Source organism: Citrobacter telavivensis, from assembly GCA_009363175.1.
In the GTDB taxonomy this organism is placed as follows: Bacteria; Pseudomonadota; Gammaproteobacteria; order Enterobacterales; family Enterobacteriaceae; genus Citrobacter_A; species Citrobacter_A telavivensis.
In genome coordinates, this window is record CP045205.1 from 2,575,028 (window position 1) to 2,589,857 (window position 14,830).

Genomic DNA, 14,830 nt, shown 5'->3' on the forward strand with positions numbered 1-14,830 from the left:
TGCAAAATCCGCGTGGGCGCGGCTGTTTGCAGGTTAGGCGCGGTGCCTGAATTATTTTCGCTCCTTAACCCGCGAAAATATTTCTGTCCGCTGCCTCATTTTTACGGCCCCTGTTTCTTCGCTTCTTTATCTGCGAAAAACAGAAGCCGTAAAAACCTGAAAACCGTCATGCTCTGTGCCCGTCTCGCCAGTATTAACCACGAACGCGACCATATTTACTGATGATCTGACCGATAGCCGCAGGGTCTGCCGAATCACATTCACTTAAAAATGATTGTCTGGCATCAGCTGTATGGTCAGGCAGAAAACCATGCCTGTTCTTTTTTACGATATTAAAGAATGCCCGTTCAGCGGTGTGACATTCACTGCTGCCGCCATTCCCGGTTGCTTTACCGTACATACATAACACCACCTCGCAGGCATCAGCAGCCAGTACAGTTGTTGAACATGACGCCATAACGCAAAACAATAATGCGGAGGATATTGCTTTGTTCATTTTATTCACCATTATGATTAATGAAAGGTTACGTGTTTGGGGGGTTATTTTATGAATGCCTCTTTCATGCTATTTAAATGAACTGGCTTAAAGTAAATATTACGCATCCGGCGCACATCGCCGTATATATCAATACTGACGATGACATCAATGCTTTTAAGTACCTTGCGTAACAGTACATCAAAAGGAATGTTCCGGCAGTCCGGGTTTTCATAGCAGCGGTCAATGATCCCTTCGATGCATTCTTCCGGGCTGCCCGCATGCAGGGAGGTGATTAACCCCTCATGTCCGGAACCAATAATTTTCAGCGCGTCCCACGCTTCCCGCCCACGAATTTCCGCCAGTAATATCCGGTCAGGGTTCATACGATAATTAGCACGGATCAGCCTGCCTGGTGTGACAATGGCGTTATCCCCGGCATCCGCCAGGTAAAAAAGATGAACATAATTGCCGTGGTGATAAAAACGGATTTCGGGATTATCCTCAATCGTTATCAACCGGAGATGCAGCGGAATATAATGCAGCAGCGTTTTCATATAGGTGGTTTTGCCGGAGCCGGTTTCACCCACGATAAATATCGTTTTGCCGTATTCCACCGCCTTTTCCATAAAGCGGGGAGTATCCCCGCTGTGATATAACCGGATCAGTGCATTATCCTGACTTTCCTTTTTTTCCTGACCGGCCACGCGCTGATAAAATCCCGCATCAATCCATGACTGATGTGTTTTCTGCTCAAACGAGGGTTTGCGCAGCGTAATGGACACCGTATTACGTTCACAGGCCGGGGGAATAATCGCCTGAATACGTTCGCCGGATCCTAATGTTGCAGAAAGGATGGGTGATGTATCGTCAATATTATCGTCATGCCAGGACGCCAGCGCTCTGGCAAAAGCATGACACTGACGCAACGTGATGGGGGATGTCTGTTTTTGCCAGTTCCCCCGGATTTTCGTATGCAGTTCACCCGGCCGGTTAACAGCAATTTCCGTCAGGCCATCCTGAGCGAGAAAATCACCAAACAGCCGGTTTTTCATAAAATCCAGTGACAGGTTTTCAGCGCTCATACCATTTCTTTTTCAGCCGTAGTTGATAAACAGAGGAAAAATCAATATCCGTGCCGGTCATGATGCCGATCACATCGCCCTGGTTCAGGTACATGGTGGGCGGGATACTGATGCTGTTTTCCAGCGTCGTTTTCGCCATTTCCGCCGTGGCGGCGCGGGTGTTTTCGGTATAGTCGGTATTGCGGTCTTTACCCGGCGCGGCATCTGATGCCGCTGCCGCCACGTCCTGCACCGTACTCAGCATCAGGGCGTTGCCGAAACGCTCCCAGAAATGGCTGTCGATCCAGCCCGCGATCCCCGCCTCACCGAGTGGGCCGGTGGCCTGCGTATCGGTGAGCGGGATTTGCAGGCTGCCGGGTTCCGGCGTGCGCAGCTCCGTCCACAGCACAAACATCCGGCTGCGACCGTGTTGCAGTGCGCCGGTGCGGTAGATACCACGGGCGACTGTTCCTGCCGGGATCAGCTTCACATGATTACTGGCGCTCCAGACATCCTCACCAATCAGGCAGGAGATATGACCGCCAACATCGGATACGAAGCGCCGCATCATCGAACACGGAATATAGCGATCCACCGGGATATAGAGATCGGGATTAAGGCCCAGCCGCCTGACACCGGTGATGCGGGCAACGCCTAGATTGTCGTTGTTATTGCTGTCTGCCGGTGCTGTCGTATCCGGGCAGCGCAGACGTCCATCTTCGCCACTGACCAGTACAGACTGACAGGATGTGTACGCCGTGGAGGCTGACGGGCTGCCCGACGTACCCGCGTTGCTGCGCGATCCGCTTCGGGACGTGCGTGTATCGTCGCCTGACCCTGTGCTGCCGCTGTTCAGCCCGTCTGCCAGCGCTGCCGCCTTGTTCAGGGCGGGCGGCCCTGGCGGCAGAGCTGGAGTGGCAGGGGCGCTCTGACTGGCAGGGCCTGCGCTTTCCTGCCTCCCTGGCCCGAACAGGCCAAACGGGTTACTGTCCATGCCCAGATTCTTACGCTCCTGCTGCACCGCCCCGGAGGCGGGCGGCGGCGCGGTGTCAGATTCTTTCTCATCACCCCTTTTCAGGGCGCTGAGAAGACGATCGCCACCGGATGCCAGCGCGATGACCAGGACCAGACTCAGCAGGCTGACGATCAGCGTGCGGCGACCGGACGTCTTACGGAAACGGGTCACTTCCGGCTGACCAGACGGCGTTTTCTGCTCCGGCTCCTGATATGCCATTGCCGCGCGGGCGCGTTCACGGGCTTCTGCTTCCCGTTCTGCGGTGGTTTTTTCCGGTTCGTCCGGGAAAGGTCTGTCAGTCATTTTGCCTCCAGCGTAACGGACGGTGAAACGGTGTCGCTGCGGCTTACCGGGATGTGCCCGAATCCGGCGTTTTCGACGCCCACCACCGAGGTGCCGTAGCGCAGTACCAGTTGCGGCGATGCCGGAACCGCCATCACGGTGTAATTGCCCTGTTGAAACGTCCGGGGCGTGACGGCCTGCTCCTGGCCGTTCACCACCCGGAAGACGGAAGGCAGGGTTTTCGTGGGAGAAAAGCCGATATACGCAAAACGGCCGTCATCCCAGGCAAAGTCAGGGGCGATGGAGGCGGAACCGGCGGCCACCCGTTTTGTATAGCGCCAGTTGCGCGGCGTGGTGGTCTGCCCGAATGCCGCCGCCATCCGCTGCCGGTCCAGTGTTTCCTGCTGATGTTGCTGGCAGGTGGCGCTGGCGGCGGCTGACTTTTTCCTCTGCTCATCGGGATAGCGGTAGCGGATAACAAATGCCTGAGCGGGCGAGTCGCGGTCCAGCACGTTCAGCTCCAGGCTGTAATCACGCTTCGAGGTCACCACGAACAGGTTGGTTTTCCAGTCTTTTGCCGTCGGCAGAAACACTTGGCTGACGTTGTTGCCGCTGGCGTCCGTGACCGGCTGGGTAATCGGGTTCGGGCTGACGCCCACCCGGTTGTCGCTTTTCGTCACAGTCCAGCCTCTGGGAAAACCCGCCTGCGCATCGATAACGGTTTCATTGTCATCAAACACCAGCATGGTGACGTAACCGGGGCGGGTACTGACGACCGTGGCGTTCTGGCTGTTGTACGTGACGTTCTGCATCCGGCTGTCATACGCGCTGCCGCGTGGTGTCGCCGCGCTCCATGCCACGCATGACACCATTAAGCAAGAGAGGAGCAGGGTATGTTTCAGCATTATTCCCCCCTCAGCTCTTTATCGCGCTGGTAGCTGGTGACGATAAAGCCCAGTGGGTTCACTTCGCGCTGGCTGTCGGTAAGTTGGCGGTGCGGGACGTAGCGGTATGTGAGGCGGATATTCCAGACATCCGTTTTCACGGAATTATCAGCAATACGACGAATTGTGCGCTTGATACGCATGGTTGCCAGATTATCCGGCCCGGTGGCAGGCGCATGCACATTGGAAATAATGGCGATATCAACAACATATTCCGCCTTGTTAAAAATCACGTCCGGTGCCTGGTCGCCGTTAAACCCGTCCAGATAGTCCCGGTTCACGCTGTCGCTGTTAAATAACTGCACGTCGTCATAATCACGCTGAAGGGAGAAATAATTATATCCCTCGCGGAGTCTGACATAGTGTGCTGCCAGTGAATGCGCCAGCGCCTTTTCAGACGAAATATCCCGCTCTTTCACGCGGGTCATATATTCATAGCGACCGGTCTGTTTATCCACTGACCATAATTCAGTTTCGGTGGTTTTCAGCGGCAGCAGAATAATAATGGCCGCAATCGCCATTGCAGCCAGAATCAGTCCGGCAGCGGCCACCCGCCAGGCGGTTTTTCGGGAACGCTCTTCTTTTTCCAGCAGGATGGATTCAAAAGAGCGGGAAACATTAACAATGTTCTGAATATCAGACATGGTGAGTCAGCTCCTGAATGATGGTGGGGGAATTCACCGGCTCGGGTTCGCCGGATACCGGCGGGAGGTCGCCCTGATGCCGTGCGCAGCCCGTGAGCGCGCACAGCATCAGAAGGAAGATGCTGAATTTCATGGAAGCCCCTTATCGTATGGATGCAGGAATGCCGCACCGGTGGCGCAGGCCACGGCGTGACGGGGAAAGGAAATTAACGGCAGGAAGGATTAACGGTGACGTTGCCGGTTCAGGCGTTTCATGCTTTCGATGGCGGCGGCGCGTTTCTGCCAGGCGTTCACGGTTTTACCCGCGCCTGCGCCAGTGAGCCTGCCGGTCGCCGCGGGGACGGCCATGCCGCCTTTCGCAGCCAGGCGGGCACCTCCCTTTACTCCCGGACCGGCAAGGCTTGCAGATTTGTTCGCCATTCCGCTCAGGCCACTCATGGCTGCACCCTGCAGCACCGCCTGTACGGCGGCCCCGCTGAGTGCGCTGGCGAGCTTCGCGGAGAACCAGACCACCACACCTGCCGCTATCCCGGCCAGCAGGCACTGTGCCGCCAGCGTCACCATGTTGCTGACATTGGAAGTCCGGGTCGCTGCATCAAGGATTTTATTCAGGTAATTGATGGCGATACGGATGGATAAGGCGGAAAACATGATCGTTAATATTGCCGCGAAAATCGTTTTCAGCCAGTTATCAAACATCGGCTTAAGAAAACCGTACAGCAGGCAGAAAATAAAGAGCGGCGCGGTGGTCGTCATTAACAGGATGGTAATTTCAGCGAGCAGGTTGACAAAGGTGGCTGCCATCAGCAGAACGATCGCGCCGCCCCATACCAGCACTTCGGCAAAGCCACCATTCAGTTTGACGTAAGTCGAAGTGTCCATACTGAACAGCGTCTGCCCCAGTGTCTGTGCCTTTTCCCAGACGGTATCAAGTAGCGCCCAGACGTTATCATCGCCGCTGACACCGTCTTTGAGTGCCTGGATAGCCGCTACCGCCATATCCAGCCAGCTATCCCTGTTTAACGCAAAGGTGGTGATCAGCAACATTCGCCCCACATCCCAGACAACATCTTCAACCGGGGTCCGGAGTTTGCTAGCCAGTGTCTGATAACCGCGAAACAGTATAAATAAGGTAAAAGAGCTGACGATGATGACGCTGATCATCGAGCCGTAAGTGGAAGACTGACCTTCCAGAACGGCATTAAGTCCATCCATGATGTTTTTGTCCATACCAACAAAAATACCTCCGGACATGGTGCCTCACCTGATATATAAATAAAGGAAATAAAAAACAGGGAGAATTCCCTGTTTTGCTGGAGAAGATATTACCGGGTGACGGATTTTCTCTTTTCGGCTTCCTGCTGAAAGAGTGTCTCAAATTTTTCTTTTATTCCGGGCTTGCCAATTTGAGCGAACATAATGGCAGCCCGTTGAGCAAATTCGCAGTTATCGCTTGCCTCGCCATCCTCCAGGCATTGTGTATAAACTGCATAAGTTTCGTCAGGATGCTGCTTATACCAGGCTTCGGATTTGGTTTCCCTGCAGCCGGACAGTAATATCATGCCTGAGAGTGTGCATGAGGTGAATAAGGATCTGAGCACGGATAACCTCCTTATAAATTATTAAGGTCAGCAACAGGTGCCGTTAGCTGCTGCTGTTCAAAGGCTTTCTGTCTTTGCTGTTCCAGCAATGTCGTTCGCTGTTCAGCCTGTCTGACAGACATCTCCCACTGATTCGTCAGCGCATTTAACTGTACGCTTTTCGCCGCGATGGCGTTAGCCAGATCCTGAGACTCTTTCGAGTCCTGCGCATTCGATATACGGTCAGATAAGTCTGATATGTCGCTGAGTGTGCTGTTAATCCTGTTTTCAACGTCAGTGGTATTCTCAATCGCCATTGCCTGATTGATGATCATCTGTTTACAACTGTCGGCCAGGGCCTGAGATTTTATTCCTTCCTGTTCCTCGCTGCATACGCTGAACGATTTGTATTTATTGTAAAGGTTTTGCAGTTCAGAAGAATATGAACTGTTTTGCGTGGTCAGCAGATCATCCAGTGAAATACCGCTCTTACGGAGATTATCAATATCGGTTTTCAGGCTTCGGGCATCACTGAGAAAACCCTGAATATCCCGCACGCCGGTTGCGGTAGCCAGTTGCTTCTTATATGCATCAAGTTCACTTTTATAATGGGTAACCGTATCTTCCCATTGCTGTAATTTCTGCATCCACTGGTTAATGGATTCGGTATTCTGCACGGCGTCGAAAACCGGTATTCCGGCGCTGAACGCCTGCGTCGAGATAAATAACGATAATGCCAGAAGGTGATCCCGGGTACGCATTAATATTACCTCCAGTCTACTGTCAGATGGCCCGCTCAAGGAAAGCGTCTTTCCATTCATCAGGTCGCATACCGTCCTGATAAATGGCATCAAATATTTTCAGGTTGTCCTCACTGCCGCTGAGAAGCCGGGTGAGTTTACCCAGCCCGGACAGATCCATTTTTGCCATCGCCACAAACGGGCGGGTTTCCCCGGCCCGCAGCGGGGTTTTCAGGATGACCATATAATGCTCACCCGGATCCAGGTTCCTGACCGTGTCATAAACACTTTCCGGCACTTTCATTTTCTCCACGTAATCCGCATGGCTGGCTTTCGGATTGGCGAGGAAAATCTGGGTGCCGCACTGCTCAATAATCGCCGGGGCGATGGGGTGTCTGACGATTTCATCCGGTGACTGTGTTGCCGGGATGAAGATACCGTTCAGCTTGCGGATGACTTTCAGCATATTGAGCGAGAAGCGGGAAAATTCGACATCGGCCAGCCAGCGCCAGAACTCATCCATAAACATCACCAGGCGGCGACCGTCCAGAAGACTGGTCACACGGTACAGCAGGTAAAAGGTCACGGGGCCGCGAATATCGTCATCATCCAGAAATTCGGTGCCGTCGATACCAAAGTTATCGACATCGCTGATGGTGAATGTATCGGCCTCGTTATCAAACACCCAGCCGAACTCGCCCCCCTGCGCCCACTGTTTCAGGCGAATACGCAGCCCGTTGGTGCGGGCGTCTGTGGTCGGCGGCTCTGGCAGCACTTCCAGCAGCCGGGTGATCCCGAACCGGCGGTACTCCGGCGGATAGTCCAGCATGATGGTGTCCACGGCGGCACTGATCCGCTCCTCATCGCGCGGATCGAGCGGCTTACCGTTGCGGCGGCACAGCATGCGCACCAGCCGTTTGATGAAACTGATGTTCCGGCGGGTTGGCTCCAGCGCAAACGGGTTGAAGCCAGTGGGCTCGCCGGTACGGATGCGGAAATAACGCCCGCCCGCCTGGCGGATCGCCATCTCCGCCGCCCGGTCCTTATCGAAATACACCGTGGTCAGCCGTTTGATGGTGGCAGAAGGGGCAAACGTCGCCGGGTTACGGTACTTCTGCATCAGTTGTTGCATGACGGTCATCAGCAGGGTTTTTCCTGAGCCGGTTTTCCCGATAATTGCCGTATTCCCCGGCGTTTTCTCTCCAGTGTCATCCCGCCCGGCCTGGCTGTCGTGCAGGTTCAGGTAATACCCGCCACCGCCGGGAGATGTGAGGATGGCGATGGCTTCCCCCCACGGATTACCGCTGCGTTTGTGGGGATGGAAGTTATGCAGGCAGGCCATATCGGCAAAATTCTGGCTGCTGACGGCCACCAGTCGGGGACGCAGCGTATAGACTCCCGGCAGTTGCGCCAGATATGCGGCGGGCAGTGACAGGGTGGAGAGCGTCGTCATAATACCAAGATCGGCGAAGGGCTGGGCCAGAACGTTAGTGTCCTTCACCACCTGTCCGGCACTGTCTGAGGAGATCTGCAGGGAAAAGTGGAATTTACCGCACGACACATGTCCGGACTGGAGCAGGTCGCGCAGGACAAACAGCTCTTCGCGCTGGGAAATCGCATCATCGTCCGTGGAGTTAAGCCGTTTTTCCGCCAGCCGGATATGATTCTGCGCCTCATCCCGTGCCATACAGGTAAAGGACTGCGTCAGAATATACTCGCTTTCAGCGTACAGCAGCGCATCCAGCATACCGGTATGGGTTTCCGGGGAATAATCCTTAATCTCCAGACTGCGAAAGAAGCGTGAACCGCTGACCGTCTGGCATTCGCCGGTGTCGGTGGTAAAAAAGACGTCTGGCGTACTGAGCGTTTCATAAAATGGTGAGTGCGTTACGGCAACCTTCTGCCATCGACCGGTAAGCAGACGATGGAAGAACGCCAGTTGTGAGGAGTACACCCGTCCATTTTCTTCATATATCCCCAGCGGCGTTGCCGTATAGCGGGATAATGAGGATTCGAGTGCTTCGCGGTATTCCAGCATGATTTTGAGCGCCTCATCCAGTGCTGGCTGGCGTTTACCGGGCGACTGCGCCTTCATGGTTCTCTTCTCAATCGCAGAGAACGGCGCGTAGCAGACGGTAAAAAACAGCCGGTGCCGCCAGAACGGTTTTTCTTTTACCGACTGGTAATACCGACGTGTTACCTCATCGGAAAAGGGAATGCCGGAATTCGCCTCAAAGGCATCATGATATTTTTCACGGAGCCGGTGAATATAGAATGTTACCGGCAGACCTTCATACGAACGGATAATGTTATTCAGATGCGTGGCCATCAGGGTCAGGTGATGTTCGTCTTCACATTCAAAGACTGTGCCGCCCAGCTCCCAGGTGGCAACCAAATCACGGTGACGATTTCTGATGACGTAAGGGTGAATATGGGAGGAATAAGGAATGTATTTATCCAGCGTAACGCGCTCGTTTAATTTCATCTTCTGAATAAACTCCGAGACATCAACGTTATCGTACTGGTTTGCCAGAAGGGCATTCGCGCCAAAATGGGTATTGGTGAAAAGTCGTCCACGGGTTTTAAACGCCAGCCAGAGCAGACTGAAATAATGAATCTCCTTTCGGGTTTTATTTTTCATTTCCGCCCAGGCAGGAATGAGCAGAACCGCCAGGTAATAGCTGACATAGACCGCCAGCAGGACGATGGCCCCGCTGACGAGAACGAACGGCACCAGAGGAATACCCATAATGGCGGCAGGCCGCGTAAGCGCTTTATTCAGCGTAGCCATCGTTGCCTCCCTTATGACGCCCAGTAGGCACCGAAGCCGGATGCGCCGACAATCAGGATCGCGCCGATGATGACGTTACGCATATCGTGCAGGCTCTTGCCGTCGAACAGCACCTTATAACCTATCCACATGGTCGCCAGTGTGATGGTGACGGCGGCCAGTCCAAGCAGGCCGGTCGAGGTATTGCTCAGTGTCTCATTGGCCTTGTTAAATCCGCTGTCCGCCGCCAGTACCGGGGCAGACAGCAGGACGGGAGCGACACCAGAGTAACGGCGTTTACGCATGATCATTTCTCCTCATCAGGGATAACAGGGATAGCGCCGCGAATGACGGCATCGGGATAATGCAGGGAAGTCAGGACCGCCGCAGTGGCACCGGCAGGCTCGCCGCGCAGCACAACGGCGGGATAACGGACAGGCGGTTGCGCGTTCCGGTCAGGGTCACGCTGTCGGTCTTCCCGCGTGGACGGGACAGGATAGCCAATGCGCTGCACGTAGCTGGTCTGGTTAAAGGCGGATTCCGGTCGCTGGCCGGTTTCAAAGTTGCCGGAGTAGTAACAACTGAGTGCCCGTTTCAGGGTGCCACCGCGCCGGTAACAGTCGGCGAGAATGCGCTCAAATACCGACAGATTGATGCAAGGGCTAAGCAGGTCGCTGGCCGTGACGCCGTAATGGCGGAAATTGGTGCTGGTGATTTGCATCAGGCCGACCGAATAGCGTCTGCCCTGTGCAGCCAGCCGTCCGGTGAGGCGGATCGCCTCCGGCAGGCTCATGGGGAAATGTGAAATCACGCCCCGGCTACCTGGCAGAATTTCAGCAATGGCGTAAGGGTGGAAACCGGATTCGACCCGTGCGACATCAAGCGACGTGGACGGGTGAATACTGGCGGCGCACTGCACCGCCAGTGCCAGAAAGGCAGTGGTGGAAAGCATGCTGGCCTCGTAACAGAGAGACCGGCGGCTTATAGAAAAATACGCCGCCGGGGGAGAAGAAGAGAAAATGGATTAAGCGGCCGTATTTTGTGAAATGTCACTATCTTCTTTGGGTTCAAGTAGCACCAGTCTGCCGGAGACGGCAATACCGGGTATCAAAACGATATTCAGACCGGGCTTGCCGTTATGTGCGAAGGCCACGCCAACTTTTGTCCAGTACGTGTTTTTTTCGCCCTGAGCATCGGGCTGGCTTTCCTGGGTAACAAAGACGTGATAAACGGGTTTTCTCATGGAATTTCCTTTAATAAAACAGCAATGGATGAAATAAACGAATCACATTCCGGTTCTGCATTCCGGTTTTAACGGGTCAGCGAGAACATTCAGCGGCACCCTGAATTGTGGTTACGTGACAGCCCGATCCATGTTGTTAAAGAGCAATACCCGACCCGGACGAATTAACGTCCATCAGGGCAACCATGTTGTAATGGCGTTTTCAGAATCGAATATCTGGCGAGGGATATAAATGAGAAACTCAAAACAAAAAGAAGAGAGAAAAATAGCGGAGTATTTAAGATGCAGTGAGAGTAATGAGGATTTAAAAAACACGAGAGAGTGGTATTCACATTCACCGTGAATAATAAAGACGTGCAGAGATATAACATCTCTACACGTCCTTTTTATCCTGTCAGCGGCTACTACGTTCAAGTTTTTCCTGACATTCCGTACAGGTGGTTACACCCGGCAGTGCTTGCCGTCGCTTTTCTGGAATGGGTTTACCACATAAACGACAGTGGAATAATGATGGCGCAGGCCCTGGTTTAAATCGATTCTGCGCAATCATCTCATCCAGTCGCTGTTCATTAAATTCCTGATCGCGGTCAATCTCATCCGGCATGTGGCGTCCTCCTGTCAGTGGCAGCGTCCTGTTCGAACAGTGCGATACGTTTCCAGACCATGGTGAGTGATAGCCCTTCGACCTTAGGCTTCAGGGCTTCCGTTACCTGCATCATGGCAATCAGTGCGTCAGGCGATTCGAGGTTGCCCACCCGGCATTGCTGCCATTGCCGCCAGATCCTGGCATCCGTCTCTTCATCCGGCTCAGGTGTACGTCCATATGGCACGTTGACACCCAGCAACCGTCGGCGAAGGCAGACGTCATTAGACGTCAGGCCAAAGTAGTGGTTGAGCAACGCAATAGAACCGCCCAGCCGGATAGCCCGGTTAATCTGCTGCTGTTGCCGGTATTCCTGTCGGGCCTGCGCCAGTAAATGATGCAGAACATCATGGCGGACACTGACCGAAACAAAGGGAGCCGCCGCCCGGCTGACAGCAAACAGTTCATCGAGTGATAACTCATTAAGAGCATTCATTTCGTCGAAAGTGAATCCGAGGGACTCACAGTAACGAATATTGCCTTCTTTCAGAGCATGAAGGACGTCGGTTAATACGTCATAATTCAATGTCGGGATCATAATTCTGTACCTCCCTTAAATATTTTCAGCGGTTGGTTAATTTAAGGTTGATCCATTCATCAATTTCAGATTCCAGCCACGCCACGCTGGCAGGGCCAATTTTAATGGAGCGAGGAAAATCGCCATTTTTCATATACAGGTAAATCTGAGAACGTTTAAGACCCGTTTTTTCTTCAACCTGTTTCAGACGCAACAACTGATGTGCTTTCATTGTTTTCTCCTGTAATGGAAATAAACCGGGTATGCCCGTAGATAAAAAAACACGGCGGAAGATGGAGGAAAAGCTAATGAACCCGTATTAAGGGCACGTAACCCCTTAGTACGGGTTATGTATTGGGACGGATAAATATCCAGTTAGAGAGGCAAGGATGCGGAAGAAGGGGAACCCCGCTCCAGCGCATTTTTCAGCGTATCGCCACTCAGACGATCAGTAATACCGTCATCTGAGGCCCACTGCTCAAAAATGGACAGGAGTTTATAGGGATGTCGAATTAAGGGGCTTATGGCTTCATTATGTTTACAGGCAAGCCAGAACATACGAGATAATGGCGTTGATATTCGAGTTGAAGATGATGACACATTTTTGTTTCTAATATATATTTTTATTAGCTTTTCAAGTTCTGAGTGCCGTATTACTAAACAGGCATCCTTAGGTAAGTTATAAATTGGAAAATATCCGTGACTTTCTGCCTTTTGTGGTAAAAAATATTCATAAGAATTTAACTTAATACTATCAGGTAACCTCTTGATTTGCTTTTCCATTCTGGTCGCCCATGTTGTTTTTTCGAATAGCTGAAATATTTCTCCAGATATGGAAACTGATAAGCCATAGTTTATACTATTAGCTCCTGTTATTGGCAAAGGTATGTTGAGAGATTGGGCTAATAATGATTGGACAATAACATATTCGTACCCAATCAAAGTTGTGTCAATAACTCTTTGCCTTGGGGAAAAATGTTTACCACTAGTGCTAATAATTAAATTTATTCCGTTGGTGAAGTTTATCCCGTCTAGTAAGCAAAGTTTTGTTAAAAATGAATCCGTGGCTAAGCATAGTTTTATTTTATTATTATTTTTTTGAACTTTTCTTAAAATAATAGGAGATTGGAAATAAATTGATAAGTGAATATTACCACATAAAGCATGACGATAAAGATCACTGACTGTTAAATTTTTATCTATAATTTGACTAGCTATTGTCGCTGCTTCTTGTATGGTTACCCATTCCAGCATTTTATTTGGAGATTTTAAAGTAGCGTTATTCAATGACATATAGAAGCTCCTTTTATATAACAATATCTTTGGAATAATCAAAATGGATAGTGTTATCTGTAGGGGCTTGTATATATCGAAACGGTGAAAGTAATAAAATTTAATAAGATCGACATCCTTGTGCTTTTGTTATTCAATTATCAGCAGCGCCCTCATTTTGACAATTCAATCACAGAGTTAGAGATTTGTTAAATCTATATCTATTCTAGCCTCGAGAGCTAGGTTAATGATATAAATTATCACGCTTATTGAAACGACCTAAAATGTTGAATGTTTAATAGGACGCTCAGCGGGGAATTATAAACCGGCACTATGGCCGGTTTTCTTTTATATATAATATCATGAGTGTTGATCAAAATAACATACAGGTGTTTATATAAGATCAATAGGTATAATTACGTTAAGTCAGGATTGCCTGAGATTTGAATGCTTTTTGATATTTACAAACTGTATGAAAGCGCCTAGACCTGCAACAACGCCTGCTGTGGCGGCAAGCAACCATGGGGATAAATTCTGTAAGAGAAGAATGCCACCCATTGCGGCACCAATAGCACTACCCAAGTATAAGGCTGACTCATTGAGAGCTACCGCTAAGTTACCATCGCCCTGTAGCTCACGAGCTTTAATTAATTCGTTATTCTGCGGCACTTGCAATGCCCATCCTACTGCCCCCCAGACTGCAATTGGTATCATTACGAACCATGAGCCCATGGATGCTGAGGGCGATAGTAGAAATAACGAAATAGCTAAAATAACCATAATACTAAAACTCAGCACGGGCCCCTGAAAGCGATCGACCAGAGGACCAATTAAAAAACTGCCTATCACCCCCCCAATTCCCCAAACCCAAAGGTAAGGCGTTACGGAATGCACAGCTCCATAATCTGCATCAGAGAGCAGAGGGGCTATAAAAGTATACATACCAAGACTTGCAATTGCGGCTAATAAAGATACAAAAAGGATTGAGACAACATGCATATCACTAAGAAGCATCAATTTTTGCTTAAGGGATATCGTCTGAGCTTTAGGCAGCATCGGGAGTTTCGTAATTAGTCCAATGAAAGAAATGGCTCCTAATAACGCAACTAACCACAGAGCAATAGCCCACCCAAAACGTTCTGCTAATAGGAGGCTGAGCGGAACTCCAAGCACTGTTCCACTTGCCATACCTCCCATAATAACAGAAATGGCCTTTCCTCTTTGGTCTGGCTCTGAGAGTGCCGCTGCTGCGGCAATACCCATAGCTAGATAAATACCAGCCCCTACTCCCGCAATTGCACGAAATATAAGCAATACGGTGAAATCAGTTGATAACGCACTGGCAGCATTAGCTATCACAAACAGTCCCAGGGCAAATAATAAACCTCTGCGTTGTTGATGAGCAGGTAATAATGCAACAAAGACAGGTGAACCGAGACCATAAGCAAGAGTAAAAGCGGTGACGAGTTGGGCTGCTATCGCAGCCGAAACTGAAAATGATGTTTGTATCATTGGTATCAGCCCGGCAGTAACATATGAAGCCATGCCCAGAGCGAAAGCTCCTAAGGCTATAAGATATACGGCAGATCGAGTATTTAGAGCCATAAAAATTCCTAATTTCGTATTTAAATTGGGGGTAAA

At 51.1% G+C, this 14,830-nt stretch carries 17 protein-coding genes; all 17 read right to left on the bottom strand.

Features of this window, described 5'->3' with window-relative positions; genetic code table 11:
• Nucleotides 1–193 precede the first annotated feature (193 nt).
• The 17 genes from GBC03_14540 to GBC03_14620 all read right to left on the bottom strand — a co-directional run bounded on the left by GBC03_14540 (nucleotide 194) and on the right by GBC03_14620 (nucleotide 14,794).
• Nucleotides 194–496 carry a conjugal transfer protein gene (locus tag GBC03_14540; GenBank protein QFS71339.1) on the bottom strand — a complete coding sequence of 101 codons (303 nt, stop codon included), beginning with the start codon at nucleotides 494–496 and terminating at the stop codon, nucleotides 194–196.
• Nucleotides 497–540: 44 nt separating this feature from the next.
• The gene (gene virB11, locus GBC03_14545) at nucleotides 541–1,560 is read right to left on the bottom strand and encodes a P-type DNA transfer ATPase VirB11 (protein ID QFS71340.1); all 1,020 of its coding nucleotides are present in this window, start codon (nucleotides 1,558–1,560) and stop codon (nucleotides 541–543) included.
• Entirely contained in the window at nucleotides 1,550–2,857 is a 1,308-nt protein-coding gene (locus GBC03_14550; protein QFS71341.1) for a hypothetical protein, read from the bottom strand. The genes virB11 and GBC03_14550 overlap by 11 nt, the downstream gene beginning before the upstream one ends.
• Nucleotides 2,854–3,741 (bottom strand): P-type conjugative transfer protein VirB9, encoded by an 888-nt coding sequence (virB9, locus tag GBC03_14555; protein ID QFS71342.1) that lies wholly within the window; start codon nucleotides 3,739–3,741, stop codon nucleotides 2,854–2,856. Before virB9 ends, GBC03_14550 begins: the two co-directional genes overlap by 4 nt.
• Nucleotides 3,741–4,424, bottom strand: a complete 684-nt coding sequence (locus GBC03_14560) for a type IV secretion system protein (GenBank protein QFS71343.1) — start codon at nucleotides 4,422–4,424, stop codon at nucleotides 3,741–3,743. The genes virB9 and GBC03_14560 overlap by 1 nt, the downstream gene beginning before the upstream one ends.
• A gap of 222 nt (nucleotides 4,425–4,646) precedes the next feature.
• Nucleotides 4,647–5,678: a conjugal transfer protein TrbL gene (locus tag GBC03_14565; protein QFS71344.1), complete on the bottom strand. Its 1,032-nt coding sequence runs from the start codon at nucleotides 5,676–5,678 to the stop codon at nucleotides 4,647–4,649.
• Nucleotides 5,679–5,749: 71 nt separating this feature from the next.
• Complete coding sequence (locus GBC03_14570) at nucleotides 5,750–6,025, bottom strand: EexN family lipoprotein (protein ID QFS71345.1); 276 nt, start codon at nucleotides 6,023–6,025, stop codon at nucleotides 5,750–5,752.
• An 11-nt stretch (nucleotides 6,026–6,036) separates the two neighbouring features.
• Complete coding sequence (locus tag GBC03_14575) at nucleotides 6,037–6,765, bottom strand: type IV secretion system protein VirB5 (GenBank protein QFS71346.1); 729 nt, start codon at nucleotides 6,763–6,765, stop codon at nucleotides 6,037–6,039.
• Between the two features lie 22 nt (nucleotides 6,766–6,787).
• A complete protein-coding gene (locus tag GBC03_14580) occupies nucleotides 6,788–9,535 on the bottom strand; it encodes an ATPase (protein QFS71347.1) in 2,748 nt (915 codons plus the stop codon).
• Nucleotides 9,536–9,546: 11 nt separating this feature from the next.
• A complete protein-coding gene (locus GBC03_14585) occupies nucleotides 9,547–9,825 on the bottom strand; it encodes a conjugal transfer protein (GenBank protein ID QFS71348.1) in 279 nt (92 codons plus the stop codon).
• A complete protein-coding gene (locus tag GBC03_14590; protein QFS71349.1) occupies nucleotides 9,822–10,466 on the bottom strand; it encodes a transglycosylase SLT domain-containing protein in 645 nt (214 codons plus the stop codon). Before GBC03_14590 ends, GBC03_14585 begins: the two co-directional genes overlap by 4 nt.
• Nucleotides 10,467–10,538: 72 nt before the next feature.
• The gene (locus GBC03_14595) at nucleotides 10,539–10,757 is read right to left on the bottom strand and encodes a hypothetical protein (GenBank protein ID QFS71350.1); all 219 of its coding nucleotides are present in this window, start codon (nucleotides 10,755–10,757) and stop codon (nucleotides 10,539–10,541) included.
• Nucleotides 10,758–11,151: 394 nt separating this feature from the next.
• The gene (locus GBC03_14600) at nucleotides 11,152–11,361 is read right to left on the bottom strand and encodes a TraR/DksA family transcriptional regulator (GenBank protein ID QFS71351.1); all 210 of its coding nucleotides are present in this window, start codon (nucleotides 11,359–11,361) and stop codon (nucleotides 11,152–11,154) included.
• Nucleotides 11,351–11,941: a DUF2857 family protein gene (locus GBC03_14605; GenBank protein ID QFS71352.1), complete on the bottom strand. Its 591-nt coding sequence runs from the start codon at nucleotides 11,939–11,941 to the stop codon at nucleotides 11,351–11,353. Before GBC03_14605 ends, GBC03_14600 begins: the two co-directional genes overlap by 11 nt.
• Nucleotides 11,942–11,963: 22 nt before the next feature.
• Complete coding sequence (locus GBC03_14610; protein ID QFS71353.1) at nucleotides 11,964–12,149, bottom strand: AlpA family phage regulatory protein; 186 nt, start codon at nucleotides 12,147–12,149, stop codon at nucleotides 11,964–11,966.
• A gap of 143 nt (nucleotides 12,150–12,292) precedes the next feature.
• Nucleotides 12,293–13,210: a hypothetical protein gene (locus GBC03_14615; GenBank protein ID QFS71354.1), complete on the bottom strand. Its 918-nt coding sequence runs from the start codon at nucleotides 13,208–13,210 to the stop codon at nucleotides 12,293–12,295.
• Nucleotides 13,211–13,615: 405 nt separating this feature from the next.
• Nucleotides 13,616–14,794, bottom strand: coding sequence for an MFS transporter (locus GBC03_14620; GenBank protein QFS71355.1), 1,179 nt, complete (start codon nucleotides 14,792–14,794; stop codon nucleotides 13,616–13,618).
• Nucleotides 14,795–14,830: the final 36 nt, after the last annotated feature.

Coding starts and splice junctions, on each gene's coding strand:
- GBC03_14540 (QFS71339.1), bottom strand. CDS start 496: ATGAACAAAGCAATATCCTCCGCATTATTGTTTTGCGTTATGGCGTCA.
- virB11 (QFS71340.1), bottom strand. CDS start 1,560: ATGAGCGCTGAAAACCTGTCACTGGATTTTATGAAAAACCGGCTGTTT.
- GBC03_14550 (QFS71341.1), bottom strand. CDS start 2,857: ATGACTGACAGACCTTTCCCGGACGAACCGGAAAAAACCACCGCAGAA.
- virB9 (QFS71342.1), bottom strand. CDS start 3,741: ATGCTGAAACATACCCTGCTCCTCTCTTGCTTAATGGTGTCATGCGTG.
- GBC03_14560 (QFS71343.1), bottom strand. CDS start 4,424: ATGTCTGATATTCAGAACATTGTTAATGTTTCCCGCTCTTTTGAATCC.
- GBC03_14565 (QFS71344.1), bottom strand. CDS start 5,678: ATGTCCGGAGGTATTTTTGTTGGTATGGACAAAAACATCATGGATGGA.
- GBC03_14575 (QFS71346.1), bottom strand. CDS start 6,765: ATGCGTACCCGGGATCACCTTCTGGCATTATCGTTATTTATCTCGACG.
- GBC03_14580 (QFS71347.1), bottom strand. CDS start 9,535: ATGGCTACGCTGAATAAAGCGCTTACGCGGCCTGCCGCCATTATGGGT.
- GBC03_14585 (QFS71348.1), bottom strand. CDS start 9,825: ATGATCATGCGTAAACGCCGTTACTCTGGTGTCGCTCCCGTCCTGCTG.
- GBC03_14590 (QFS71349.1), bottom strand. CDS start 10,466: ATGCTTTCCACCACTGCCTTTCTGGCACTGGCGGTGCAGTGCGCCGCC.
- GBC03_14595 (QFS71350.1), bottom strand. CDS start 10,757: ATGAGAAAACCCGTTTATCACGTCTTTGTTACCCAGGAAAGCCAGCCC.
- GBC03_14600 (QFS71351.1), bottom strand. CDS start 11,361: ATGCCGGATGAGATTGACCGCGATCAGGAATTTAATGAACAGCGACTG.
- GBC03_14610 (QFS71353.1), bottom strand. CDS start 12,149: ATGAAAGCACATCAGTTGTTGCGTCTGAAACAGGTTGAAGAAAAAACG.
- GBC03_14615 (QFS71354.1), bottom strand. CDS start 13,210: ATGTCATTGAATAACGCTACTTTAAAATCTCCAAATAAAATGCTGGAA.
- GBC03_14620 (QFS71355.1), bottom strand. CDS start 14,794: ATGGCTCTAAATACTCGATCTGCCGTATATCTTATAGCCTTAGGAGCT.